Origin of the sequence: Burkholderia sp. MSMB1589WGS (assembly GCF_001636105.1) — a bacterium.
Taxonomy (GTDB): Bacteria; Pseudomonadota; Gammaproteobacteria; order Burkholderiales; family Burkholderiaceae; genus Burkholderia; species Burkholderia humptydooensis.
This window is the reverse complement of sequence record NZ_LNJT01000004.1, coordinates 1-24809: the sequence shown is the minus strand read 5'-3', so window position 1 is coordinate 24809 and position 24809 is coordinate 1. Positions and strand designations below refer to the sequence as shown.

Below are 24809 nucleotides of genomic sequence, written 5' to 3'. Positions count from 1 at the left end.
GGGCTGAAGCCGCCGCGAAGCGTCGCGGCTCGGCCCGTCGCGCCGCGACGCGCGCGCGGCGCGCGCAGCAAAAGGAGAAAGCCGTTGCCGAAGTTGAGCGTCGATCTCGACACCATCAAGCGCCTCGCGCGCTTCGCCGCGAAGCGCAGCGCGGAAGACCGCATCCCGCAGGTCGCGGGCAGCCTCACGTTCACGACGATGCTCGCGCTCGTGCCGCTCGTGACGGTCGCCTTCGCGCTTTTCACCGCGTTCCCGATGTTCGCTTCGTTCCAGAACTCGCTGCAGGGTTTTCTCGCCGATCACCTGATGCCCGCGCAGTTCAACAGCCAGATCTTCAAGTACCTGAACCAGTTCGCGTCGAAGGCGAAGGGACTGACCACGGCGGGCCTCATCGTGCTCGTCGTCACCGCGGTGATGATGATGATGACGATCGAATCCGCGTTCAACCTGATCTGGCGCGTGCGCAAGCCGCGCCCGTTCGCGCAGCGCGTGCTCGCGTACTGGGCGCTCATCACGCTCGGGCCGCTGCTGTTCGGCGTGAGCCTGTCGATTTCGTCATATCTGTTCACGAAATCGCTCGCGTTCACCGGGTCGACGAGCATGCCGCCGATCTTCGAATGGCTGCTCGCGGCCGCATCGCTGCCGCTCACAGTGCTCGCGTTCACGCTGCTCTACGTGTATCTGCCGAACTGCACGGTTGCGTGGCGCGACGCGGTGGTGGGCGGCGTGTGCGCGGCGGTCGCGTTCGAGCTCGCAAAGCGCGGCTTTGGCTATTACGTGCGGCGCATTCCGACCTATACGGCGGTGTACGGCGCGTTCGCGACCGTGCCGATGTTCCTGCTGTGGCTGTATTTGAGCTGGTTCGTCACGCTCGCGGGCGCGATGATCGCGTCGGCGCTGCCGGCGATCCGGGTCGGGCAGTTCCACAGGATCCACTATCCGGGCAGCGACCTGCTCGATTCGCTCGAACTGCTCGCGCGGCTCGCCGACGCGCAGCAGGCGGGCAAGCCGGGCCATACGGCCGCGCGGCTCGCGCTGATGGCGCGCTGCGACATGGAGACCGCGCAGCGGCTCCTGTCGACGCTCGAGGAGCGCGAATGGGTCGCGCGGCTGCAAAGCGGCAGCGACGCCGCGCCGCGCTACGTGATGCTAGCGAACCCGGAGCGCCTGACGGTCGCGAATCTGTTCGACGTGCTCGTGATCGACCGCTCGGAGCTCGTCTACCAGGCGCAGCGCGGCAAGACCGAGGTCGACTGCGCGGCGCTCCTCGACGCGTTCGTGAGCGAGAAGCTCGATCTGTCGCTCGCGGAGCTGATCGCGCGCGGCAGGAAGCGCACGTCGCGCGGCGCGCAGGACGCGGCGCGTTCGACGTCCGCGCTGCCGCCGCGCACCGCGTGACGCGAGGCCGAGGCGGACGAGGGCCGTGCCGTCACGGCGTTACGCGCGAGAGGGGCGCGGGCCTTGCCTGCGGCGCTCATTCTGCGCCCCGCCCGAGCGGGTCAGATCGAAATCTTGCCGGTGCAGATGTCCTTGAACATCACCCAGTCGCCCATCAGGCTGTAGATCGGGTGCCGGAACGTTGCGGGCCGGTTCTTCTCGAAGAAGAAGTGCCCGGTCCACGCGAAGCCGTAGCCGCAGGCGACGGCGGCGGGCAGCCACCACCAGAGGCCGGTGGCGAGCGCCATCGCGATGCAGCCGATCACGCCGAGCGAGCCGACGAAATGCAGCCGCCGCGACACGAGGTTGCGGTGCTCTTCCAGATAGAATGGGTAGAACTCGGCGAAGCTCGCGAAATGCTCGGTGTGCGCGGAATGTGCCATGACAGTCTCCTTGGCGCCGGCGGCGGCCGCGCGGCGCGTCACGTCCTTCATTGTGCGGCGGGCCGCCGCCCGCCGCAACCGCGGCAGCCGCCGTCACCGCAGGCCGCCGCGCGCTTTCCTTTTGCGGGGCTTTCCGTTAGGATCGAAAGCCGATTATGCACAGGTTGCAATAGGGGACAACGATGCGCGTCAGCGATATTCTGAAAGTCAAAGGCAATACGCTGTTCACCGTGACGCCCGATACGCCGCTGCGCAGTGCGGTCGACACGATGGCGGAACACGACATCGGCTCGCTCGTCGTGATGGAGTACGGCGATCTCGTCGGGATCCTGACGTTCCGCGAGATCATCCTGCGCCTGACGGCGAACGGCGGCAGCATCGGCGATGTGCTCGTGCGCACCGTGATGGACGAGCCGCTCACGTGCACGCCGGAGACCGACATCGACGAAGTGCGCCGGATGATGCTCGAGCGGCACGCGCGCTACATGCCGGTGCTCGACAAGAAGGTGCTGATGGGCGTCATTTCGTTCTACGACGTCGCGAAGACGGTCGTCGAGGCGCAAAGCTTCGAGAACCGGATGCTGAAGGCGTACATCCGAGACTGGCCGGAACCCGACAGCGAAGAACGCAAGCCGCTCGCAAGCTGAGCCCGCGCGCGGCTGCGCGCACGCCGCCGGGCGTGCCGCGTCCGCCCCGGCGCTCTCCGTCAACTCTTCCTTCGCCTGCGTGCGCGATCGTGCCGACGCGACACGCGGGCGCACTCACGCATGAGCGACCCATCCATTACGTCGACCTCGCGGCGCGAGAAGCGCCACGCCCATCCGTCGCAGTTCGATCTGCTGCGCGAGCGCCGCTTCGCGCCGTTCTTCGCGACGCAGTTCATGGGCGCGCTGAACGACAACGTCTTCAAGATCGGCTTCACGTCGCTCGTCACCTACCAGACGGCGAAATTCAGCGGCGTCGATCCGAAGACGGCGGCGTTCCTGATCTCGGCGATCTTCATCCTGCCGTTCGTGCTGTTCTCGGCGACGGCCGGACAGATCGCCGACAAGTACGACAAGGCGCGCCTCACGCGCTTCGTGAAGAGCTTCGAGATCGCGCTGATGGCGGTCGGCGCGGCGGGCTTCGTCACGCACGGCGCGCCGCTGCTCTATCTGTGCACGTTCATGATGGGCATGCACTCGACCCTCTTCGGGCCCGTCAAGTATTCGTACCTGCCGCAGCATCTGAACGACCATGAGCTCGTCGGCGGCAACGGGCTCGTCGAGATGGGCACGTTCGTCGCGATCCTGATCGGCACGATCGTCGGCGGCGCGGCGGCGGGCATCTCGGGGCGCGGCGAGCTGCTGCTCGCCGTCTGCTGCGTCGGCATCGCGCTCGTCGGGCGCGTCGCCGCGGCGGGCGTGCCGGCGACGCCCGCGCCGCAGCCGAATCTCGCGATCAACTGGAATCCGTTTTCCGAGACGCGGCGCAACCTGAAGCTCGCGCGCGAGAACCGGACGGTGTTCCTGAGCCTCCTCGGCATTTCGTGGCTGTGGTTCGTCGGCGCGACGTTCCTCACGTCGTTCTTCGGTTTCGCGAAGGACGTGCTGTCGGCGAATCCGGACGTCGTTACCGTGCTGCTCGCGACGTTCTCGTTCGGCATCGGCCTCGGGTCGCTGCTGTGCGAGCGGCTGTCGCGGCGGCGCGTCGAGATCGGGCTCGTGCCGCTCGGCTCGCTCGGCATCAGCGCATTCGCGATCGAGCTGTACTTCGCGAGCCACGCGCTGCCCGCGCAGACGCATCTGCTGACGGTCGGCGAATTCCTCGGCCATGCGGCGCACTGGCGGATCCTTGCCGACCTGTTCCTGCTCGCGATGTTCGGCGGCTTCTACAGCGTACCGCTCTACGCCCTGATCCAGAGCCGCAGCGCGCCCACGCACCGCGCGCGGATCATCGCCGCGAACAACATCCTGAACGCGCTCTTCATGATCGTGTCAGCGCTGATGGCGATGCTGCTCACGAAGACGGGCGTCAGCATTCCGGGGATCTTCCTCGTGACGGCGCTGCTGAACGCCGTCGTCGCGACGTACATCTACTCGCTCGTGCCCGAGTTCCTGCTGCGCTTCATCGCATGGGCGCTCGTGCACACGCTCTACCGGGTCCGCCTCGTGCACGCGGAGCGGATTCCGGACGAGGGCGCGGCGCTCCTCGTCTGCAACCACGTGAGCTATGTCGATGCGCTCGTGCTCGCGGCGGCGAGCCCGCGGCCGATCCGCTTCGTGATGGATCATCGGATCTTCAACACGCGCTTCGCGAGCTGGGCGTTCCGCCACGCGAAGGCGATCCCGATCGCGCCGCGCCACGAAGATCCCGAGATGCTCGCGCGCGCGTACGACGCGTGCGAGGCCGCGCTGCGCGAAGGCGAGCTCGTCTGCATCTTCCCGGAAGGCAAGCTGACGAAGACGGGCGACGTCAACACGTTCCATCACGGCGTCACCGAGATCCTCACGCGCGCAAGCGTGCCCGTCGTGCCGATGGCGCTGCGCGGACTGTGGGGCAGCGTGTTCTCGCGGCACGAGGATGCGCGCTGGCCGCGCCCCGTGAAGCGCGGCGTGATGAGCCGCCTGACGCTCGCGGTCGGCGAGCCGATCCCGGCCGTGGCGGCGACGCCGGAGGCGCTGCAGGCCGTCGTCACCGAGCTGCGCGGCGCGCGCAAGTAGGCGGCGCGGGCAGAGTGGCGCGCTCCGACCCTGCGGCATCGGACGGAGCATGGGGCGGCCCGCTTGCCGGCGAGCTGGATCTGCGCCGATCGTCTCGCGCGCCGCATCGCCGCATCGCCCGAAACGGGCTGGCATAATATCGGTTTCCCCCGACTGACTTCTCTTTTGGACGGCCCTATGTCCGGCAACACCCTCGGCACGCTTTTCACTGTCACGACCTTCGGCGAATCGCACGGCCCCGCGATCGGCTGCGTGATCGACGGCTGCCCGCCGGGCATGGCGCTCACGGAGGCGGACGTCCAGCTCGAGCTCGACCGCCGCAAGCCCGGCACGTCGCGCCACGTCACGCAGCGTCAGGAGCCCGACCAGGTCGAGATCCTGTCCGGCGTGTTCGAGGGCGTGACGACGGGCGCGCCGATCGCGCTCCTGATCCGCAACACCGATCAGCGCAGCAAGGACTACGGCAACATCGCCGAAACCTTCCGTCCGGGCCACGCCGACTACACGTACTGGCAGAAGTACGGCGTGCGCGACTATCGCGGCGGCGGCCGGTCGTCGGCGCGGCTGACGGCGCCCGTCGTGGGCGCCGGCGCGATCGCGAAGAAGTGGCTGCGCGAGCGCTTCGGTGTCGAGGTGCGCGGCTACATGAGCGCGCTCGGCGAAATCGAAATTCCGTTCGTCGACTGGTCGCACGTGCGCGAGAACCCGTTCTTCGCGCCGAACGCCGACATCGTGCCGCAGCTCGAGGGCTACATGGACGCGCTGCGCAAGGACGGCGATTCGATCGGCGCGCGGATCGACGTCGTCGCGTCGGGCGTGCCGGTCGGCTGGGGCGAGCCGCTCTTCGACCGTCTCGACGCGGACATCGCGCACGCGATGATGGGGATCAACGCGGTGAAGGGCGTCGAGATCGGCGCGGGCTTCGCCAGCGTCGCGCAGCGCGGTTCGGTGCACGGCGACGAGCTGACGCCGGACGGCTTCGTCGGCAACCACGCGGGCGGCGTGCTCGGCGGCATCTCGACGGGGCAGGACATCATGGTGTCGATCGCGATCAAGCCGACGTCGAGCATCCGCACCCCGCGCCGCTCGATCACGACGGCGGGCGCGCCCGCCGTCGTCGAAACGTTCGGCCGTCACGACCCATGCGTCGGGATTCGCGCGACGCCGATCGCCGAATCGATGCTCGCGCTCGTCCTGATCGATCACGCGTTGCGGCATCGCGCGCAGTGCGGCGACGTGTCGACCGCGACGCCGAAGATCGCCGCGCGCGCGCCGGGAGCGGAATGAGCCCTGCCTGAGGGCGTCGCGCGGCCGATACTCAGGCGGGCGCGACGCGCCGAAATCGAAACGGGATCGAAACGGAAACGGGCGCCGAGGCGCCCGTTTCGCTTTGTCGCGCGGCAGTGCGTCGCGCGGCGCGACTGGTCCGCGCGATGCGCGGATGCCCGGTCACATGTTCGGATAGTTCGGCCCGCCGCCGCCTTCCGGCGTGATCCACACGATGTTCTGGGTCGGGTCCTTGATGTCGCAGGTCTTGCAGTGCACGCAGTTCTGCGCGTTGATCACGAGGCGGTCGCTGCCGTCGTCGTTCTTCACGAACTCGTAGACGGCGGCTGGGCAGAAGCGCGCTTCCGGCCCCGCATACGTGCGCAGATTGACGTTCACCGGCACGCTCGCGTCCTTCAGCGTCAGGTGCGCGGGCTGGTTCTCCTCGTGGTTCGTGTTCGAGATGAACACCGACGACAGACGGTCGAACGTCAGCTTGCCGTCCGGCTTCGGATAGTCGATGGGCTGGCACTGTGACGCGGGCTTCAGCATCTCGTGGTCGCCGTGCTGATGATGCAGCGTCCACGGCACGTTGCCGTTCATCAGCTTCTGCTCGACGCCGACCATCAGCGTGCCGAGATACAGCCCCTTGCTCATCCACTGCTTGAAGTTGCGCGCGCGGTAGAGCTCGGTGTGCAGCCACGACGTCTTGAACGCGTCCGGGTACGCGGTCAGCTCGTCGGCCTGGCGGCCCGCCTGCACCGCGTCGAACGCGGCTTCGGCGGCGAGCATGCCGGTCTTGATCGCCGCATGGCTGCCCTTGATCCGCGACGCATTCAGGAAGCCCGCGTCGTCGCCGACGAGCGCGCCGCCCGGGAACACGGTCTTCGGCAGCGACAGCAGGCCGCCCGCCGCGATCGCGCGCGCGCCGTACGACACGCGCTTGCCGCCTTCGAGGAACGGCCGGATCGCCGGATGCGTCTTGTAGCGCTGGAACTCCTCGAACGGCGACAGGTACGGGTTCGAGTACGCGAGGCCGACGACGAAGCCGACGACGACCTGGTTGTTGTCCATGTGATACAGGAACGAGCCGCCGTACGTGTCCGACGACAGCGGCCAGCCGGCCGTATGGATCACGAGGCCCGGCTTGTGCTTGACGGGATCGATCTCCCACAGCTCCTTGATGCCGATCCCGTACGTCTGCGGATCGCTGTTCGCGGCGAGCTTGAACTTGTCCATCAACTGGCGGCCGAGGTGGCCGCGCGCGCCTTCGCAGAAGAGCGTGTACTTCGCGTGCAACTCCATGCCGAGCTGAAAGTTCTCGGTCGGCTCGCCGTCGCGGCCGATGCCCATGTTGCCCGTCGCGACGCCCTTGACCGAGCCGTCGTCGTTGTAGAGGATTTCGGCGGCCGGGAAGCCGGGGAAGATCTCGACGCCCAGGGCTTCCGCCTGCTGGCCGAGCCAGCGCGTGACGTTGCCGAGGCTGATCACGTAGTTGCCGTGGTTCTTGAAGTTGTCCGGCAGCGCCCAGTTCGGCACCTGGAACGCGCTCTTCTCGGTCAGGAACAGGAAGCGGTCTTCGGTGACGCCGACGGTGAGCGGCGCTCCCTTTTCCTTCCAGTCGGGGAACAGTTCGGTGATCGCGCGCGGGTCCATCACGGCGCCCGACAGGATGTGCGCGCCGATCTCCGAGCCCTTCTCGAGCACGCAGACGCCGATTTCCGTGCCTTTCTCGGCGGCGAGCTGCTTGAGCCGGATGGCCGCCGACAGGCCTGCAGGGCCGCCGCCGACGATCACGACGTCGTATTCCATCGATTCGCGCGGGCCGTATTGCTCGATGAGGCTTGCGGGGGTCATGGACGCTCCTCTAACCATTAGAATGCTTATATTCGGGACCGTATTGTCGGCGAAATAAAACGCTTGCCGCAACTGCGGGACCCTAGATTAGCACGATCGTTCTATTTTTGGGATTGGGTCGCACGCGGGAACGGTTCATACTGGTGCGGCATGTTGCCATCGGAATAAAGAGGAGTCGGCATGGGCCGTTCGATCAATCTGGAGGGCAAGGTCGCGTTCGTCACGGGCGCGTCGAGCGGTCTCGGGCAGCGCTTCGCGCAGGTGCTGTCGCAGGCGGGCGCGAAGGTCGTGCTCGCGAGCCGGCGCGTCGAGCGCCTGAAGGAGCTGCGCGCGGAAATCGAGGCGGCGGGCGGCGCCGCGCATGTGGTGTCGCTCGACGTCACCGATTATCAGAGCATCAAGGCGGCCGTCGCGCACGCGGAAACGGAAGCGGGCACGATCGACATCCTGGTCAACAATTCGGGCGTGTCGACGATGCAGAAGCTCGTCGACGTGACGCCCGCCGATTTCGAATACGTATTCGATACGAACACGCGCGGCGCGTTCTTCGTCGCGCAGGAAGTCGCGAAGCGGATGATGATGCGCGCGGGCAACGGCAACGCGAAGCCGGCCTGCCGGATCATCAACATCGCGTCGGTCGCCGGGCTGCGGCCGTTCTCGCAGATCGGCCTCTACGCGATGAGCAAGGCGGCCGTCGTCCACATGACGCGGGCGATGGCGCTCGAATGGGGCCGCCACGGCATCAATGTCAATGCGATCTGCCCCGGCTACATCGATACCGAGATCAATCACTATCTATGGGAAACCGAGCAGGGCCAGAAGCTGCAGGCGATGTTGCCGCGCCGGCGCGTCGGCAAGCCGCAGGATCTCGACGGGCTGCTGCTGCTCCTTGCCGCCGACGAGTCGCAGTTCATCAACGGCTCGATCGTGTCGGCCGACGACGGCCTCGGCCTCGCGTGAGCGGCCGCGCCGAACGGTTTCACCTTGCAGAAAAGATGAGTGCGATGAGCGATTACACCCCTGTTTTCGAAATGTCGATGCCGATCCGCTGGGGCGACATGGATGCGTTCGGCCACGTGAACAACACCGTCTACTTCCGCTACATGGAGGAAGCGCGCGTCACGTGGTTCGGCAAGCTCGGCATCGCGGGCGGCAACGGCGAGGGGCAGGGGCCCGTCGTCGTCAACGCGTCGATGGAATTCCTGCGCCAGTTGCACTATCCGGGCGACGTGATCGCGCGTCTGTCGGCCGCGAAGCCGGGCCGCAGCAGCTTCGACACGGCGTTCGAGCTGACCCGCTCGGACGACCCCGAGCACGTGTACGCGCGCGGCGCCGCGCGCTGCGTGTGGGTCGACTACGCGCTCGGCAAGTCGGCGCCGCTGCCGGACCTGCTTCGGAGCACGATCGAAAGCGCGCTGCAAGCGAAGATCGATTAAGTGGCGACACGCGTCACGGACGTCCCTGATTCCATCCCTTTTTGCGCAGACTGATGGTTTTTTGCGGAAGTAGGCAATGCAGTGCTTGACGAACACTGCATTGCCGGATTTCGTCTTGAGAAATTGATCAAGTATTCAGGCCGTTTTTCTCTGCGCCTTCGTATGGCCGACCGAAGTCGCATCGGTCGGCCGTTCCTGGACGCGTCTCATCTTGCGAGAACCCGGCCCGGATGCGGTCATCATCCAATTGAAATCGGCCCGTTCCAGTTGTCGGCGCCGACCACCCAGGCAACGTGCAGGATGCCGTCGCTGTCGACGACAAACACGTCGGTCTGATTCGGAATGCCGAACTGGTTCGACGCTGCGACCGCCGCGCCGGGAGGGAAAAGGTTGGTCGAGCTGATCGACGCGGGTCCGTTCCAATTGCCGGCGCTGACCACCCACGCTACGCGCAGGGCGCCGTCGCGGCCGACGGCAAACACGTCGGTCTGATTCGGAATGCCGAACTGGTTCGACGTGGCGATTGCCGCGCCGGGAGGGAAGAGCCCAGGGGGGCTGATCGGAACCGGTCCGTTCCAGCGATCTGCGCTGACGACCCACGCGACGTTCAACGCGCCATCGTTGCCGACGACAAACACGTCGGTCTGATTCGGGATGCCGAACTGGTTCGACGTGGCGATCGCCGCACCTGGAGGGAACAGGCCGGCCGCGCTGATCGGAGTCGGGCCGTTCCAACTGCCGGCGCTGACGACCCACGCGACGTTCAACGCGCCGTCGTTGCCGACGACAAACACGTCGGTCTGATTCGGGATGCCGAACTGGTTCGATGTGGCAATCGGCGCGCCCGCAGGGAAAAGGCCCGTCGCGCTGATCGGAATCGGTCCGTTCCAACGATCGGCGCTGACGACCCACGCAACATTCAAGGCGCCGCTGTTGCTGACGGCAAACACGTCGGTCTGGTTCGGGATGCCGAACTGGTTCGACGTCGCGACCGCCGCACCCGCAGGGAACAGGCCGGCCGCGCTGATCGGGGTCGGTCCGTTCCAGCGATCGGCGCTGACGACCCACGCAACGTTCAACGCGCCGTTGCTGCCGACGGCAAACACGTCGGTCTGATTCGGGATGCCGAATTGGTTCGACGCCGCAACGGCCGCGCGGGGAGGAAAGAGCGCGGCCGGGCTGATCTGAGCGGGGCCGTTCCAGGCTCCGGCGCTGACTACCCAGGAAACGCGCAGCGAGCCGCCGCCGTCGACGGAAAATACATCAGTCTGATTGGGTATGCCGAATTGATTTGAAGTTGCTAATTTTGCCATTTTGTTTCACCTTTTCAATGGATGGAAAGGATTTTCTTGAAACCGGAAGCATGGTTCTTATTAAATGATTGGCGATTTGGCCTCCTTTGTAATGTTCGATGAACAAGGAGCCGAATATCAACGGCCTGTAATCTTGATGTGGCGGAATTCGCGGGTCGAGAACATGTTCCTGCTTTCAAAGGGTGCTGAAAGTCGTTCAGTCACGGCGGGCGCCGCCATGACAGTGTGGTTATGTCCGGCAACCCGGCAGCCGCATGAACCCGTTCCGCAGGGCGATCGAATGCGCGTGTGCGTGTTGCATGTGCGGTGCGTGCGTGGCCATCTTCCACTCTTCCAGTGACGGCTGAGATGCGCGTGATGTTTATTCCGCCCGACTGGAATCGGTTTCTCGATCGAGGTTTGTTGCTTTAGGGCAGCCTTGGTATGTCTCGTTTGATTCCATTTATACAAGCAGCATAGTAGGTAAACAGGTTGGAAATTGGCTGAAAACTCGATGAATTATTTTTGATGCGCCCGCCGGGCATCGCGATGTCGGGTAGTCAGTGTTTTGTTCACGACAAGTGACTTCATCGCTGCTTGCGACGCAAGTTTTGATTCGCTGAGCGAAACCGTTGCCGGATTTTGAATTTGCAGGGGTGTGGCTCAGGGCAAGCTCTGGATTCGCCGCGGGCATCCCGCGCCGAATCGGTTCCTCTTGCGACTGAGCCGCCACAGTCGGGCTGTTTCCGTCAAGAAAGTTCCCGCGTTGTTCGACGCAACGGCTGCGGTGCTTCCCGGCTGCTTGCCCGATGCGTCACCAGCCGGGGCCGACGGGCGCATAGCCTGGCGTCTGATTGGCCGCCGCGGCGGCGGCCACGCCGAAGTTGGGCCAGGCCGGGTAGTACTGCCCCGACGGGGCCTGATACGTGCCGGCGATCTTGGGCGCGCCCACCGTGCCGGAGGATCCCGTCGACGCGGTGATCGTCACCAGGCCGAAGTACGGCTCGTAGATGTTCGCGCTATACGGCGACGCCAGCGCCATGTCCGAGTAACAGTACGCGTAAACCGGTCCGTATTGGCCATAGGGCTGGTTGGCGATCCATGCGATCAGCGCCTTGTACTCACGTTCCTGATTCGCCTGCGTCAGGTACGCTGGCGCGATCGTCTGAAAATTGGCGTTCGCGTACTGCTGCGCGCTGCCGCCCAACTGGCCAGTGAAATCGGTTGCGCCGTCCGACGTGGTCGTCGCGACGCCGAACTCGGTGATCACGATCGGCTTTCCTCCGTCGCCGTTCGCGTTCATCTGGTCGCGCAGGCTCGTTCCCGTGTAGCTGGCGAATGTCTTGCCGGTCGGGGACGGCCAGCCGTACGAAGGCGACGCAAACGTGTGCCACATGATGTTGAACGGATTCGAGTAATCCGGGTATGCGGAGTTGACTGTCGTGCTCGGGCATTGGTCGCCTGGCAGTTGCCAGTCGTCGCTGTGGCAGTGGGGGTGGTGCGCGAGGCCGTCAAAATATCCCCGTGCGCCGTTCGCGTACATCACGGCCAGCCAGTCGCGCGGCTCCCATTGCGTGGGCGCGGGGTATCGGGCGTCCGTCGAATTCACGAGGCCGGCCACGCCGGTCGTCGGGAGCGCGCCGGTTCCATTGTTCGGGGACGTGAGGCACCCCGAACTGCCGCCCGCATAGACGAGCGCCGACGGATTGGCCTGCTTGATCGCCGGATAGGCGCTCTTCAGGAGCCGCGTATAAAGGACCGGATCGTGAGGCATGAAGTTCGGGCCGCAATTCGGCTCGTTCCAGATTTCCCACGCGTCGATTTTCCCGCCGTAGCTGTCGTTGCCGTAATGCTTGGCGGCGGCTCGCGCGAAGTTCGTGTATGACGTGAGATTCGGCGCGCACAGCGTGTAGGCGTCGCCATTCGATTGCCGGTAGTTGCTCGGGCATTGCGAATTGACCGCCCAGCGCGGCGTCGACGTGATCACGCCGAGAATTCGTATTCCATAATTTCTGGCCGCCCGAACGACGATGTCCGTCGCGCCCCAGGTGAGGCCGCTGCTCTGGCCGGGATTGGGGTCGCTCGTGAAGATCCACGTCGACGCCGGCTGGATGGCCGACCAGTCGAGATGAATGCGCACCCAGCGCACGTTCATCGCGGCGACGCCCGACATGTAGTTGTTGATCGCTTGTGTCGGATTTTGCGGATTCTGCTTGATGATTTCGATGATTTCTCCGCCCAGATCGATGCCGGTTACCGGCGTATTGGTTTGAGCGAATGTCGGCCGGCATCCGGTCAGGCCGATCATGAAAATGAAAAATAAAAATCCTGCTCTTGCGTTAATCATGATTCAACTTGGCCTGATGGATTGAATGGGCGATTTGACAGGCTGACGGCGCAGCCGGCGCGGGGCGGGCTGCGCGACGGCCCGCCGTCAGATCTTTCGGATTCCTGATGCATGTGCCGGAAACGGCTGCGTTCTCGTGGTCGGTTTCATGAAGCTGTCGCGATACGGCGTCGATCGATCGAGGCGCGGCGCGAAATCGCGCGATCATCCCGATTCGATCAGGGCGACATGGGGGCGTCCGGACGAGATGCCGATATTCTCGTTGCGGAGGTGAGTTTTATTGCCTGGTAAAATGCGAATGTACTGCTTTTTGCGCGATATTGACGATTTCCTGAATTGAGTTGGATGGTGTTGCTCAAGGGTAAATAATTTTCCCGAAAAAGTGTAGGGCTGAAATCCGATCTAATCGGTATCGGGAAATGGAATTTGTTGAGTTTTGGGCGGCAATGATTCGGCTTGGGCGGCAAGCGCCCGGTTCATTGTCGTGCCCGGTTTCCCTGCTGCCGCCGCGATGCGCGTTTTCACTGCCCGAGCAGGCGCTGCAGCAGTTCGGCCGTGTTGCCCGTCCCGTATTTGCGCATCAGTCGCGCGCGATAGATATCGACCGTGCGCGAGCTGATGTCGAGCACGCGGCCGATCTGCTTGCTCGTCTTGCCCGTCACGAGCTGCGCGGCGATTTCGCGCTCGCGCGGCGTCAGCTCGACCGCGACGCGCCGCGTCGCGCTCAGGTCCTCGAACGTCCACACGCCCGCCGCGAGCGGTGCCGTGCGGTCGAGCGCGCGGCCCGTCACGTGGCACCAGAACAGCTCGCCGCCCGCGCGCTTCATGATGCGGTCGTCCGCATAGCTGCCGTGCGCGATCATCACGGGCGAGATCCGCTCGCCGATCCTCTCGAATTCGTCCGACGACGGATAGAGCACCTCGAAAGACCGGCCGATCAGATCGATGCGCGCGCAGCGGAAGATCGCGGCGAGTTCGTCGTTGCAATCCTCGATGACGCGGTCGCGCGACAGCACGAGGCCGATCGGCGCGAGATGGAAGGCGGTCTTGTAGTCGATGGCGGGCATGGATGCTGGCGGGCGGTGATCGGGCGCCGCGCAAGCGGCGGCGAATGCTTATGTAGTTTTGCGTATTGTGCCGCATTCGGCGCGCATCGTACCCTTTCGCACGTGTCGCGGCTCATGCCGCGAACGGACAATAGAAAAAAGTGCGGCGTCGCGGCAGCATTCGCGGCGCGTGCTTAGAATGGTGCGACGGGTTCGTCGCGCGCGCGAGCCGCGCGGACCGTCGAGCCGGTTTCCATTGAGGAAGGGACATTCAGATGAACAAAGTCTACCCAAGCGCGGCTGCCGCGCTCGAGGGCGTCGTCCATGACGGACAGACCTTCGCGGTCGGCGGCTTCGGCCTGTGCGGCATTCCGGAAGCGCTCATCGCGGCGCTGCGCGACTCGGGCGTGAAGGACATCACCTGCATCAGCAACAACGCGGGCGTCGACGGCTTCGGCCTCGGCCTTCTGCTCGAATCCCGGCAGATCAAGAAGATGATTTCGTCGTACGTCGGCGAGAACAAGGAGTTCGAGCGTCAGTATCTGTCGGGTGAGCTCGAGCTCGAGTTCACGCCGCAAGGCACGCTCGCCGAAAAGCTGCGCGCGGGCGGCGCGGGCATTCCGGCGTTCTTCACGCAGACGGGCTACGGCACTGTGATCGCCGAAGGCAAGGAGACGCGCGAGTTCGACGGCAAGCATTACGTGCTCGAGCCGTCGCTCACGGCCGACGTCGCGCTCGTGAAGGCGTGGAAGGCCGACAAGTCCGGCAACCTGATCTACCGCCGCACCGCGCGCAACTTCAATCCGATGTGCGCGATGGCGGGCCGGATCACGGTCGCCGAGGTCGAGGAGATCGTCGAGAACGGCGAGCTCGATCCGGATGCGATCCACACGCCCGGCATCTTCGTGCAGCGGCTCGTGCTCAATGCGACGCCGGAGAAACGCATCGAACAACGCGTCGTGCGCGCGAAAGGAGACTGAGATGGCTTGGAATCGTGACCAGATGGCCGCGCGCGCGGCGAAGGAATTGCAGGATGGCTTCTACGTGAACCTCGGCATCGGGCTGCCGACGCTCGTCGCGAATCACGTGCCGGAGGGCATCGAAGTGTGGCTGCAATCGGAGAACGGCCTGCTCGGGATTGGCCCGTCGCCGACCGAGGACGAAGTCGACGCGGATCTCATCAACGCCGGCAAGCAAACTGTGACGACGCTGCCGGGCTCGTCGATCTTCTCGTCGGCCGATTCGTTCGCGATGATCCGCGGCGGGCACATCAACCTCGCGATCCTCGGCGCGATGCAGGTCAGCAAGAACGGCGACCTCGCGAACTGGATGATCCCCGGCAAGATGATCAAGGGGATGGGCGGCGCGATGGATCTCGTCGCGGGCGTGAAGCGCGTCGTCGTGCTGATGGAGCACGTCGCGAAGGGCGATCAGCACAAGATCCTCGAAGAATGCGCGCTGCCGCTGACGGGCGTCGGCGTCGTCGACCTGATCATCACCGATCTCGGCGTGATCGAAGTGACGCCGGAAGGCCTGAAGGTGCTCGAGCTTGCCGATGGCGTCACCGTCGACGAGATCAAGGCGAAGACGGGCGCGCCGCTCGACGTGAGCGCGGTCGTGTAACGCGGCGCGAAGGCGCGCGGGCGGCGGGGCGCACGGCTGCCGCGCTTCGTCGGCTGGGGGAATCCGATGTGGGTTCCGCGCGCGATGCGCATGCGGCAGTGAAAGAGAATGCCCCGCGTTTGCGAAGACGCGGGGCGTTTTGATTGGTTGCGTCGGGCATCGGGGCGAGATGCGTCGCGCGAGCGGAAAGGGCGGCGATTCGTCGAACGCACGCAACGCCGATCGATCTGGTGCGAATCTGACTTTCCTGGCGTGCGATTGCCGGAACGGATCGATCGACCGTTTCTGTCTTGACATAGGTCGCACGGGCCGTCTTGCGTCGCGCGACCGTCCGTTTGGCCGACCGGCCGCCTGCAACGAAGCGGTTTACAATCGCTTCATCTGTTCGGCGCTTCGTCGCAACCGGAGCGCCGAGCGCTCGACCGTGCCGATCGATCGTTCGTCAGGAGCGCCGATGTCATCGAACCTTGCCACTTCCGTCTCCCCGCGCGAGCGTCGCGTGCAATGCGCGAGTCCGCTGGGCCTGCATCACGTCGCGTACACCGAATGGGGCGATCCCGCGAATCCGCGCGTGCTCGTCTGCGTGCATGGCTTGACGCGCTCGGGCCGCGATTTCGACCGTCTCGCGGCCGCGCTGTCCGACGTCTATCGCGTCGTCTGCCCCGACGTGGCCGGACGCGGCCGGTCGGACTGGCTGCCGGATCCGAAGTTCTACGGGGTGCCGCAATACGTTTCCGACGTCGTCACGCTGATTGCGCGTCTTGACGTCGAGCGCGTCGACTGGTTCGGCACGTCGATGGGCGGCCTGATCGGCCTCGCGCTCGGCGGGCTGCCGGGCACGCCGATCGGCAGGATGCTCGTCAACGACGTCGGGCCGCGCATCGAGCCCGCCGCGCTCGAGCGCATCGACGAGTACGTCGGGCTCGACAAGCGCTTCGCGACCGAGCAGGAGGGCGTCGATTACCTGACGTCGCTGTCGCTGTCGTTCGGCCCGCTCACGCCGGACGAGTGGCGCGCGTTGAACCGGCCGCTCCTCGTGCAGGATGCGGACGGCTCGTGGCGCGCACGCTACGACCCGCGGATCGCGGAGCCGTTCAAGGCTGCCACGCCGGAGACGAACGCGCAGGGCGAGGCGTGGCTTTGGCATGCGCTCGAGGCGTTCGCGGGGCCGTTGCTTGTCGTGCGCGGCGCGCAGTCGGACCTGCTGTCGCGCGAAACGCTCGATGCGATGAAGGCGCGCGGGCGGGCGGTGTCGAGCGTCGAGATCCCCGAGGCCGGCCACGCGCCCGCGTTCGTGAGCGTCGAGCAGATCGCGATCGCTCGCCAATTTTTCGTCAGGGATGCGCCGCTCGCGTCATAATACGCGGTTCGGCACCGTGCGTTCGCCGCGTGCGGCGCCGCCCACCGATCAACCATTCAACCGGGAATTCTCATGGCAGTTACTCGTCACCACGTCGGTCCCCGCCTTTCCGAAATCGCGATTCACAACGGCACCGTCTACCTCGCGGGCCAGATCGCCGAGGACACGGCGCAGGACATCAAGGGCCAGACGCGCGAAGTGCTCGCCCACATCGACCGCCTGCTCGGCGAGGCGGACAGCGACAAGTCGCATCTGCTGTCGGTGCAGATCTTCATCTCCGACATGGCGAACTTCCCGGGCATGAACGAAGTGTGGGACGCATGGGTCGCACAGGGCGCGACGCCGCCGCGCGCGACTGTTGAGGCGAAGCTCGCGAATCCCGCTTGCCTCGTCGAAGTGGTGGTGGTCGCCGCGCAACGCAACTGAGCCGACGCACGACACGTTTTTTCAGGCAGCCTGCAATACCCGACGATGACAGCCGGTTCCGCATCCTCCGCTACCGCCGCGGCGCCGTCGCTCGACGACGTTCTCGCGTTCGTGCGCGAGCACGCGGGCGACGCGCGCTTGTCGTCGGGAGAATTGCTCGCCGATCATGCGACGGGCACGTCGGCGATCATGCAGCGGCTGAACGTCGATCCGCCCGCGACGCAGGCGGCGGCGCTGTTCGCACTCGCGCCGTATCTGAGCGACCCCGAAAAGCAGATCGCCGGGCGCTTCGGCGACGAGGTCGCGCGCCTCGTCACCGACGTGCGCAAGCTGCTGCGTCTCGGCACCGTGAGCCTGCGCGCCGCGCAGAGCGCGCCCGCCGATGCGAGCCGCGACGCGCAGGCGGAGCGGCGCGCGCAGATCGAGGCGCTGCGCAAGATGCTGCTCGCGTTCGCGCAGGACATCCGCGTCGTGCTGATCAGGCTTGCGTCGCGGCTGCAATCGTTGCGCTACTATGCGGCCGCGAAAATCGAGCCGCCGCCCGACGTCGCGCGCGAGACGCTCGAAATCTACGCGCCGCTCGCGAACCGGCTCGGCATCTGGCAATTGAAGTGGGAACTCGAGGATCTCGCGTTCCGCTTCGAGGATCCCGTCACCTACAAGCGCATCGCGAAGCTGCTCGACGAGAAGCGCGTCGAGCGCGAGGCTTACGTCGCCGGCGCGATCGAGCGGCTGCAACGCGAGCTGGCGGCCGTGCACATCCCGGCCGAAGTGAGCGGCCGGCCGAAGCACATCTACAGCATCTGGCGCAAGATGCGCGGCAAGGAGCTCGACTTTTCCGAGCTCTACGACGTGCGCGCGTTTCGCGTGATCGTGCCGGACATCAGGGATTGCTACACGGTGCTCGGCATCGTTCACCACCTATGGCAGCCGGTACCGAAGGAATTCGACGATTACATCTCGCGGCCGAAGCCGAACGGCTACAAGTCGCTGCATACGGTCGTGATCGGCGACGACGGCCGCGCGTTCGAAGTGCAGATCCGCACGCAGGAAATGCACCGCTTCGCCGAATACGGCGTCGCCGCGCACTGGCGGTACAAGGAGGCGGGCGCGCGCGGCTACGGCGGCCAGTTCGCCGCGAGCGAGAAATACGACGAGAAGATCGCGTGGCTGCGTCAGTTGCTCGCGTGGAAGGACGAGATCGCGGACAGCGGCGGCTCGGACGTGAGCGGCCATGAAGCGTGGGCGCAATTGCGCGAGACGACGCTCGACGACGATCACATCTACGTGCTGACGCCGCAGGCGCGCGTGATCGCGCTGCCGCAGGGCGCGACGCCAGTCGATTTCGCGTACCACCTGCACAGCGAACTCGGCCATCGCTGCCGGGGGGCGCGCGTCGACGGCGCGATGGTGCCGCTCAACACGCCGCTCGCGAACGGTCAGACGGTCGAGATCGTCGCGGTGAAGGAGGGCGGCCCGTCGCGCGACTGGCTCAATCCGCAGCTCGGCTATCTGCGCAGCTCGCGCGCGCGCCAGAAGGTGCGCGCGTGGTTCAACGCGATCGATCAGCAGGAGAACGTCGCGCACGGCCGCGCGCTCGTCGAAAAGACGCTGCAGCGCGAAGGCAAGACGTCGGTGAATCTCGAGCACCTCGCGGCGAAGCTCGGCTTCAAGTCGCCGGACGATCTGTTTTCGGTCGTCGGCAAGGAAGAGTTCAGCCTGCGCAACGTCGAGCAGGCGTTATCCGACGCGCCGGCGCCCGAGCCCGAACCGGAGGCGCCCGCGAGCTTCGAGAAGCGCGCGAGCGGCGCGAACGTCGCGCGCGGCGCGTCGACGGGTGTGCTCGTCGTCGGCGTCGACGCGCTCCTCACGCAACTCGCCCGCTGCTGCCGCCCGGCGCCGCCCGATCCGATCAGCGGCTTCGTCACGCGCGGCAAGGGGATGTCGATCCACCGCAGCGATTGCGCGACATTCCGCCGGATGGCCGAGCGCGCGCCCGAGCGCGTGCTGCAAACCACCTGGTCCGCCGACGTGCTGGGCGGGCGGGGCGCGTCCGTCTATCCGGTCGATCTGATGATCGAGGCGTCCGACAGGCAGGGGCTGTTGCGCGACATCTCCGAAGTATTCGCGCGCGAGAAGATGAATGTGATCGGCGTGAAGACGCAAAGTCGCCGCAACGCGGCCTTCATGCAATTCACGGTCGAGGTGTCGAGCGCGTCGCAGGTGCAGCGCGCGTGCACGCTGCTCGGCGAGGTTCAGGGCGTCGTCCGGGCGGCCCGCAAGGCGTGAGCGCCGCCCGCGGGCGGCGATGCGGCAACGGCTTGCGAACTTCCCCGAACAATATGCACGAAAACACTTGCCAAGACGAAAAGAGCTCCATATAATTTCAGCTTCTTCAGGCTCGTAGCTCAGTTGGTTAGAGCACCACCTTGACATGGTGGGGGTCGTTGGTTCGAATCCAATCGAGCCTACCAACGACATTCGGCTGAATGCCTGGTTCGCCGGGCATCGGCGGCAGTAGAAAATTTCTACGCAAAAGGCGAATACGGTTATGACACCGCGAACGTTGACCGAAACCTATTCGGAGCGACGCTAGTCGAGGAACGTTTTCGCCTTGTGGTTTTGGAGTATCGGAATGCGGCCCCTCGAAAGCGGGGCCGCATTTTTTTTGTCGCGCGTTTTCATTGCCGCGTTCGCGCGTTGATAGTCTGCCGGTCACTGACGGCATCACGGAGATTGCTATATGGTTTCGATACGCTTGCCCGACGGCTCGGTTCGCCAATACGAGCATCCGGTGACGGTCGCCGAAGTGGCGGCGTCGATCGGCCCCGGTCTTGCGAAAGCTGCGCTCGGCGGCAAGCTCGACGGCGAACTCGTCGATACGTTCGCGCTGATCGATCGCGATGCGTCGCTTGCGATCGTCACCGACAAGGACGCCGACGGTCTCGACATCATTCGCCACTCGACCGCCCACCTGCTCGCCTACGCCGTGAAGGAACTGCATCCGGACGCGCAGGTGACGATCGGGCCTGTGATCGACAACGGCTTCTATTACGATTTCTCCTACCATCGCCCGTTTACGCCCGAGGATCTGGAGCAGATCGAAAAGCGCATGCAGGAGCTCGCGAAGCGGGACGAGCCCGTCACGCGCCGCGTCGTGTCGCGCGACGAGGCTGTGTCGTACTTCCGCAGCATCGGCGAGAAGTACAAGGCGGAGATCATCGAATCGATTCCCGTGAGCGACGAGATCAAGCTGTATTCGCACGGCGGCTTCACTGATCTGTGCCGCGGCCCGCACGTGCCGTCGACGGGCAAGCTGAAGGTCTTCAAGCTGATGAAGGTCGCGGGTGCGTACTGGCGCGGCGACTCGAAGAACGAGCAACTGCAGCGGATCTATGGCACCGCCTGGACGAAGAAGGAAGACCAGGACGCGTATCTGCACATGCTCGAAGAGGCGGAGAAGCGCGATCACCGCAAGCTCGGCAAGCAGCTCGACCTGTTCCACCTTCAGGAAGAGTCGCCCGGCATGGTGTTCTGGCATCCGAAGGGCTGGACGCTCTGGCAGCAGGTCGAGCAGTACATGCGCCGACGTCTCGATGCGGCCGGCTATCTCGAGATCAAGACGCCGATGATCATGGATCGTTCGCTGTGGGAAGCGTCCGGTCACTGGCAGAACTATCGCGAGAACATGTTCACGACGGAATCGGAGAAGCGCGACTACGCGATCAAGCCGATGAACTGTCCGGGCCATGTGCAGGTGTTCAAGCACGGGCTGCGCTCGTATCGCGACCTGCCGCTGCGGTACGCCGAATTCGGCTCGTGCCACCGCAACGAGGCGTCGGGTGCGCTGCACGGGCTGATGCGCGTGCGCGGCTTCGTGCAGGACGACGCGCACATCTTCTGCACGGAAGACCAGATCAACTCCGAGGCGATCGCGTTCAACAAGCTCGCGATGAGCGTCTACGCGGATTTCGGCTTCGATCGCATCGACATCAAGCTGTCGCTGCGTCCCGAGCAGCGGATGGGTTCGGACGAGACGTGGGATCACGCGGAGGAAGGGCTGCGCAACGCGTTGAAGGCATGCGGCCTCGAGTGGGAGGAGTTGCCGGGCGAGGGTGCGTTCTACGGTCCGAAGATCGAGTACCACATCAAGGATGCGCTCGGCCGCTCGTGGCAGTGCGGCACGCTGCAGCTCGACATGATGCTGCCGGAGCGGCTCGGCGCCGAGTACGTCGCCGAGGACAACAGCCGCCGCCGGCCGGTGATGCTTCACCGGGCGATCGTCGGTTCGATGGAGCGTTTCCTCGGGATTCTGATCGAGCACCACGCTGGTGCAATGCCGGTCTGGCTCGCGCCGGCGCACGCGGTTGTGCTGAATATCGCCGAAAGTCAGGCTGAATATGCTCAGACTGTTGCTCAATCGTTGCAAAAACAAGGGCTTAGAGTATCGGCCGATTTGCGCAACGAGAAAATTAGCTATAAAATACGCGAGCACACGCTCGAAAAAGTTCCCTACCTGCTCGTCGTAGGCGACAAGGAGCGTGAAGCACAAACGGTAGCCGTGCGTGCCCGTGGCGGCGTCGATCTGGGTGTCATGCCCGTCGAAGCCTTCGTTGAGCGTCTGCGTGAGGACATCCAGGCGTTCAAGTAACCGCCCTGGCAGCGCGGCTCGTTTTTTTAATTTTTAGAGGAAACGTAACATCGCTACTGATAAGTCGTCGCATCGCATCAACGGTGAAATCACTGCGCCGGAAGTGCGTCTGGTCGGGGTCGATGGTGAGCCCATCGGCATCGTGAAACTCGCCGAGGCTTTCCGTAAATCGGAAGAACTGGATGTTGACCTGGTGGAAATCGCGCCGCAGGCGTCTCCGCCGGTTTGCCGTCTGATGGATTACGGCAAGTTCAAATACCAGGAAGCCAAGAAGCAGCACGAGGCGAAGCTCAAGCAAAAGGTCATCCAGGTCAAGGAAGTGAAATTCCGCCCGGGGACCGATGACGGCGATTACAACGTCAAGCTTCGCAATCTGATGCGCTTCCTCGAGGAAGGCGACAAGACGAAGATCACGTTGCGTTTCCGCGGCCGTGAAATGGCTCACCAGGAAATCGGCATGCGGATGCTCGAGCGTCTGCGCGGCGATCTCGACGAAGTCGGTCAGGTCGAGCAGATGCCGAAGATGGAAGGGCGCCAGATGATCATGGTGCTCTCGCCGAAGAAAAAGAAGTAACGAGCGTGCCGCGCGAGCGCGGCGGTTCGATGAAGTGGTTCGGCGCGTCGCCCGGTCAGGGCGGCCGCCCGAAACAGCGGCGGTCGCGCGAGCGCACGCGCCGTACACAAGTGGACTGGGTTCCGAAGGGCGGGTTGAGGGCGCAAGCCAACCGCACACCCACCTCCATCAAATAAACTGGAGTTGTTCGTCATGCCTAAGATGAAGACCAAGAAGAGCGCTGCGAAGCGCTTCGTGGTGCGTCCGGGCGGCACCGTCAAGCGCGGTCAAGCCTTCAAGCGCCACATCCTGACCAAGAAAACCACGAAGAACAAGCGTCACCTGCGCGGCGCCACGGCAGTTCATGATTCCGATCTGAACTCCGTCCGCGCGATGCTCCCGTTCGCGTAACCCCTCAACCGATACTCACAGGAGAGAAACATGCCTCGAGTCAAACGTGGGGTAACCGCACGGGCCCGTCACAAGAAGATCATCAACCTGGCCAAGGGTTATCGCGGCCGTCGCAATAACGTCTACCGCATCGCCAAGCAGGCGGTGATGCGCGCCGGTCAGTATGCGTACCGCGACCGCCGCAACAAGAAGCGTGTGTTCCGCGCATTGTGGATCACGCGTATCAACGCGGCCGTGCGTCAGCACGACATGACCTACAGCGTGTTCATCAACGGCCTGAAGAAGGCGTCGATCGAACTCGACCGCAAGGTGCTGGCCGACATGGCGGTGTTCGACAAGGCAGCCTTTGCCGCGATCGTGAAGCAGGTGAAGGCCGCCGTTGCAGCCTAATTGCGAAATTAGCACTGCGTGGTGAGCTGCAGCGATGTTCCGGTAGTCGCGGCCGCTGCAGCGAAAACGGGGCTCTTCCGAGCCCCTTTTTTGTTGGGTCGGGCGTTTCGCTCGACATGCACAACTGACGTTGGAAGTGATGGGATCAATGGATCTGGACCAGATTGTCGCCGACGCGCAGCAGTCGTTCGAAGGGGCTGCGGATATCACCACGCTCGAGAACGAGAAGGCGCGGTTTCTCGGCAAGTCGGGCGCACTGACCGAGCTGCTGAAGGGCCTCGGCAAGCTCGATCCCGAAGCGCGCAAGATGGAAGGCGCGCGCATCAATGTCGCGAAGCAGCAGGTCGAAGCCGCGCTCAACGCGCGCCGTCAGGCGCTCGCCGACGCGCTCCTGAACCAGCGTCTCGCCGCCGAGGCGATCGACGTCACGCTGCCCGGCCGCGGAGCGGGGACAGGCAGCCTCCATCCCGTGATGCGCACGTGGGAGCGCGTCGAACAGATTTTCCGCTCGATCGGCTTCGACGTGGCCGACGGCCCGGAGATCGAAACCGACTGGTACAACTTCACCGCATTGAACAGCCCGGAGAACCATCCGGCGCGCTCGATGCAGGACACGTTCTACGTCGACGGCAAGGACGCGGACGGCCGTCCGCTGTTGCTGCGCACGCATACGAGCCCGATGCAGGTTCGCTACGCGCGGATGAACCGGCCGCCCATCAAGGTGATCGCCCCCGGTCGCACGTACCGCGTCGACAGCGACGCGACGCACTCGCCGATGTTCAACCAGGTCGAAGGCCTGTGGATCGACGAGAACGTGAGCTTCGCGGATCTGAAGGGCGTCTATACCGATTTCCTGAAGAAATTCTTCGAGCGCGACGACATCCTCGTGCGCTTCCGTCCGTCGTATTTCCCGTTCACCGAGCCGTCGGCGGAAATCGACATGATGTTCGAGCACGGCAAGAACGCCGGCAAGTGGCTCGAGATTTCCGGCTCCGGCCAGGTGCACCCGACCGTGGTCCGCAACATGGGGCTCGATCCCGAGCGCTATATCGGCTTCGCGTTCGGCAGCGGCCTCGAGCGGCTGACGATGCTGCGCTACGGTGTGCAGGACCTGCGTCTGTTCTTCGAGAACGACCTGCGCTTCCTGCGGCAGTTCGCGTAACGGCGCGACCGTCTCGCTCCGCGCCCGGCCGGCCTGTCGAGGCGGCGCGCGGGCCTCGATCTAACCTGTTTCGAACGTGGATATCCATGCAATTCCCTGAATCCTGGTTGAGAACCTTTGTCGATCCGCAACTGACGACGGACGAGCTGTCGCACGCGCTGACGATGGCGGGGGCTCGAGGTCGAGTCGCTGCGCCCGGCCGCGCCGCCGACCGAGAAGATCGTCGTCGGCCGCGTGCTCGAGGTGGTCAAGCAGCATCCGGATGCCGACAAGCTCAACGTCTGCCAGGTCGACGCCGGCACCGGCGCGACGCTGCAGATCGTCTGCGGCGCGCCCGAATGTCGCGCCGGGCATCAAGGTGCCGGTCGCGCTCGTCGGCGCGAAGCTGCCCCGCCGAAGAAGGCGGCGCGCCGTTCGCGATCAAGCTGTCGAAGCTGCGCGGCGTCGAGAGCCAGGGGATGCTCTGC

At 64.9% G+C, this 24809-nt stretch carries 21 protein-coding genes, 1 tRNA gene and 1 pseudogene; 18 read left to right on the top strand and 5 right to left on the bottom strand.

The features are described from left to right. The first annotated feature begins 84 nt into the window (after nt 1-84). The gene (locus tag WT16_RS01620; RefSeq protein ID WP_006026494.1) at nt 85-1398 is read left to right on the top strand and encodes a YihY family inner membrane protein; all 1314 of its coding nucleotides are present in this window, start codon (nt 85-87) and stop codon (nt 1396-1398) included. Between the two features lie 101 nt (nt 1399-1499). Here the strand turns inward: WT16_RS01620 and WT16_RS01615 are convergent, their stop codons facing one another. Further along, nucleotides 1500-1820, bottom strand: coding sequence for an Mpo1-like protein (locus WT16_RS01615; protein WP_015601899.1), 321 nt, complete (start codon nt 1818-1820; stop codon nt 1500-1502). Nucleotides 1821-2002: 182 nt separating this feature from the next. Between WT16_RS01615 and WT16_RS01610 the strand changes: the two genes are divergently transcribed. From WT16_RS01610 to aroC, 3 genes are all read left to right on the top strand, one after another. Then, nucleotides 2003-2467, top strand: coding sequence for a CBS domain-containing protein (locus WT16_RS01610; protein ID WP_015602134.1), 465 nt, complete (start codon nt 2003-2005; stop codon nt 2465-2467). Nucleotides 2468-2587: 120 nt separating this feature from the next. After that, on the top strand, nt 2588-4522 hold the full coding sequence (locus tag WT16_RS01605; protein ID WP_006026497.1) for an MFS transporter: 1935 nt from the start codon (nt 2588-2590) through the stop codon (nt 4520-4522). Between the two features lie 177 nt (nt 4523-4699). Continuing rightward, nucleotides 4700-5809, top strand: coding sequence for a chorismate synthase (gene aroC / locus WT16_RS01600; protein ID WP_059929710.1), 1110 nt, complete (start codon nt 4700-4702; stop codon nt 5807-5809). A 162-nt stretch (nt 5810-5971) separates the two neighbouring features. On the opposite strand, the gene WT16_RS01595 is transcribed toward aroC, so the two are convergent. Next, entirely contained in the window at nt 5972-7645 is a 1674-nt protein-coding gene (locus WT16_RS01595) for an electron transfer flavoprotein-ubiquinone oxidoreductase (RefSeq protein ID WP_006026499.1), read from the bottom strand. 180 nt (nt 7646-7825) lie between these two features. On the opposite strand from WT16_RS01595, the gene WT16_RS01590 reads away from it, so the two are divergent. Further along, on the top strand, nt 7826-8605 hold the full coding sequence (locus tag WT16_RS01590; RefSeq protein WP_015602148.1) for an SDR family oxidoreductase: 780 nt from the start codon (nt 7826-7828) through the stop codon (nt 8603-8605). Between the two features lie 44 nt (nt 8606-8649). Beyond that, complete coding sequence (locus WT16_RS01585) at nt 8650-9081, top strand: acyl-CoA thioesterase (RefSeq protein WP_009912676.1); 432 nt, start codon at nt 8650-8652, stop codon at nt 9079-9081. 239 nt (nt 9082-9320) lie between these two features. On the opposite strand, the gene WT16_RS01580 is transcribed toward WT16_RS01585, so the two are convergent. From WT16_RS01580 to WT16_RS01570, 3 genes are all read right to left on the bottom strand, one after another. Beyond that, a complete protein-coding gene (locus tag WT16_RS01580) occupies nt 9321-10394 on the bottom strand; it encodes a hypothetical protein (RefSeq protein ID WP_063532568.1) in 1074 nt (357 codons plus the stop codon). Nucleotides 10395-11187: 793 nt separating this feature from the next. Beyond that, on the bottom strand, nt 11188-12720 hold the full coding sequence (locus tag WT16_RS01575) for a cellulase family glycosylhydrolase (RefSeq protein ID WP_006026503.1): 1533 nt from the start codon (nt 12718-12720) through the stop codon (nt 11188-11190). Nucleotides 12721-13241: 521 nt separating this feature from the next. After that, the gene (locus tag WT16_RS01570) at nt 13242-13787 is read right to left on the bottom strand and encodes a LuxR C-terminal-related transcriptional regulator (RefSeq protein WP_006026504.1); all 546 of its coding nucleotides are present in this window, start codon (nt 13785-13787) and stop codon (nt 13242-13244) included. Between the two features lie 254 nt (nt 13788-14041). Here WT16_RS01570 and WT16_RS01565 point away from each other — a divergent pair, with 254 nt between their 5' ends. The 12 genes and pseudogenes from WT16_RS01565 to WT16_RS29865 all read left to right on the top strand — a co-directional run. Then, a complete protein-coding gene (locus tag WT16_RS01565) occupies nt 14042-14746 on the top strand; it encodes a CoA transferase subunit A (RefSeq protein ID WP_006026505.1) in 705 nt (234 codons plus the stop codon). 1 nt (nt 14747) lies between these two features. Further along, on the top strand, nt 14748-15389 hold the full coding sequence (locus WT16_RS01560; protein WP_009912671.1) for a CoA transferase subunit B: 642 nt from the start codon (nt 14748-14750) through the stop codon (nt 15387-15389). Between the two features lie 169 nt (nt 15390-15558). After that, entirely contained in the window at nt 15559-16749 is a 1191-nt protein-coding gene (locus WT16_RS01555) for an alpha/beta hydrolase (protein WP_231892011.1), read from the top strand. Nucleotides 16750-16821: 72 nt separating this feature from the next. Continuing rightward, nucleotides 16822-17175: a RidA family protein gene (locus tag WT16_RS01550; RefSeq protein WP_063532551.1), complete on the top strand. Its 354-nt coding sequence runs from the start codon at nt 16822-16824 to the stop codon at nt 17173-17175. A gap of 45 nt (nt 17176-17220) precedes the next feature. Continuing rightward, nucleotides 17221-19464 carry a bifunctional (p)ppGpp synthetase/guanosine-3',5'-bis(diphosphate) 3'-pyrophosphohydrolase gene (locus WT16_RS01545; RefSeq protein ID WP_063532550.1) on the top strand — a complete coding sequence of 748 codons (2244 nt, stop codon included), beginning with the start codon at nt 17221-17223 and terminating at the stop codon, nt 19462-19464. A 108-nt stretch (nt 19465-19572) separates the two neighbouring features. After that, a tRNA-Val gene (locus tag WT16_RS01540) sits at nt 19573-19649 on the top strand. A gap of 269 nt (nt 19650-19918) precedes the next feature. Then, on the top strand, nt 19919-21826 hold the full coding sequence (gene thrS, locus WT16_RS01535; protein WP_015600888.1) for a threonine--tRNA ligase: 1908 nt from the start codon (nt 19919-19921) through the stop codon (nt 21824-21826). Between the two features lie 49 nt (nt 21827-21875). Then, nucleotides 21876-22400 carry a translation initiation factor IF-3 gene (gene infC / locus WT16_RS01530; RefSeq protein WP_075644849.1) on the top strand — a complete coding sequence of 175 codons (525 nt, stop codon included), beginning with the start codon at nt 21876-21878 and terminating at the stop codon, nt 22398-22400. Nucleotides 22401-22592: 192 nt separating this feature from the next. Beyond that, entirely contained in the window at nt 22593-22790 is a 198-nt protein-coding gene (gene rpmI / locus WT16_RS01525; protein WP_004191477.1) for a 50S ribosomal protein L35, read from the top strand. Nucleotides 22791-22820: 30 nt separating this feature from the next. Next, nucleotides 22821-23180 (top strand): 50S ribosomal protein L20, encoded by a 360-nt coding sequence (gene rplT, locus WT16_RS01520; protein ID WP_004192938.1) that lies wholly within the window; start codon nt 22821-22823, stop codon nt 23178-23180. A 148-nt stretch (nt 23181-23328) separates the two neighbouring features. Continuing rightward, nucleotides 23329-24342: a phenylalanine--tRNA ligase subunit alpha gene (gene pheS / locus WT16_RS01515; RefSeq protein ID WP_059929699.1), complete on the top strand. Its 1014-nt coding sequence runs from the start codon at nt 23329-23331 to the stop codon at nt 24340-24342. An 86-nt stretch (nt 24343-24428) separates the two neighbouring features. After that, nucleotides 24429-24809: pseudogene (locus WT16_RS29865) on the top strand (phenylalanine--tRNA ligase subunit beta); the annotation flags it as partial.

Excerpts from the sequence above, each read along its gene's own strand:
- WT16_RS01610 (WP_015602134.1), top strand. The coding sequence starts at position 2,003 with ATGCGCGTCAGCGATATTCTGAAAGTCAAAGGCAATACGCTGTTCACC.
- WT16_RS01595 (WP_006026499.1), bottom strand. The coding sequence starts at position 7,645 with ATGACCCCCGCAAGCCTCATCGAGCAATACGGCCCGCGCGAATCGATG.
- WT16_RS01605 (WP_006026497.1), top strand. The coding sequence starts at position 2,588 with ATGAGCGACCCATCCATTACGTCGACCTCGCGGCGCGAGAAGCGCCAC.
- WT16_RS01585 (WP_009912676.1), top strand. The coding sequence starts at position 8,650 with ATGAGCGATTACACCCCTGTTTTCGAAATGTCGATGCCGATCCGCTGG.
- WT16_RS01550 (WP_063532551.1), top strand. The coding sequence starts at position 16,822 with ATGGCAGTTACTCGTCACCACGTCGGTCCCCGCCTTTCCGAAATCGCG.
- thrS (WP_015600888.1), top strand. The coding sequence starts at position 19,919 with ATGGTTTCGATACGCTTGCCCGACGGCTCGGTTCGCCAATACGAGCAT.
- WT16_RS01545 (WP_063532550.1), top strand. The coding sequence starts at position 17,221 with ATGACAGCCGGTTCCGCATCCTCCGCTACCGCCGCGGCGCCGTCGCTC.
- WT16_RS01570 (WP_006026504.1), bottom strand. The coding sequence starts at position 13,787 with ATGCCCGCCATCGACTACAAGACCGCCTTCCATCTCGCGCCGATCGGC.
- WT16_RS01590 (WP_015602148.1), top strand. The coding sequence starts at position 7,826 with ATGGGCCGTTCGATCAATCTGGAGGGCAAGGTCGCGTTCGTCACGGGC.
- rplT (WP_004192938.1), top strand. The coding sequence starts at position 22,821 with ATGCCTCGAGTCAAACGTGGGGTAACCGCACGGGCCCGTCACAAGAAG.
- WT16_RS01615 (WP_015601899.1), bottom strand. The coding sequence starts at position 1,820 with ATGGCACATTCCGCGCACACCGAGCATTTCGCGAGCTTCGCCGAGTTC.
- WT16_RS01560 (WP_009912671.1), top strand. The coding sequence starts at position 14,748 with ATGGCTTGGAATCGTGACCAGATGGCCGCGCGCGCGGCGAAGGAATTG.
- WT16_RS01555 (WP_231892011.1), top strand. The coding sequence starts at position 15,559 with ATGCGTCGCGCGAGCGGAAAGGGCGGCGATTCGTCGAACGCACGCAAC.
- pheS (WP_059929699.1), top strand. The coding sequence starts at position 23,329 with ATGGATCTGGACCAGATTGTCGCCGACGCGCAGCAGTCGTTCGAAGGG.
- WT16_RS01575 (WP_006026503.1), bottom strand. The coding sequence starts at position 12,720 with ATGATTAACGCAAGAGCAGGATTTTTATTTTTCATTTTCATGATCGGC.
- WT16_RS01580 (WP_063532568.1), bottom strand. The coding sequence starts at position 10,394 with ATGGCAAAATTAGCAACTTCAAATCAATTCGGCATACCCAATCAGACT.
- WT16_RS01565 (WP_006026505.1), top strand. The coding sequence starts at position 14,042 with ATGAACAAAGTCTACCCAAGCGCGGCTGCCGCGCTCGAGGGCGTCGTC.
- aroC (WP_059929710.1), top strand. The coding sequence starts at position 4,700 with ATGTCCGGCAACACCCTCGGCACGCTTTTCACTGTCACGACCTTCGGC.
- rpmI (WP_004191477.1), top strand. The coding sequence starts at position 22,593 with ATGCCTAAGATGAAGACCAAGAAGAGCGCTGCGAAGCGCTTCGTGGTG.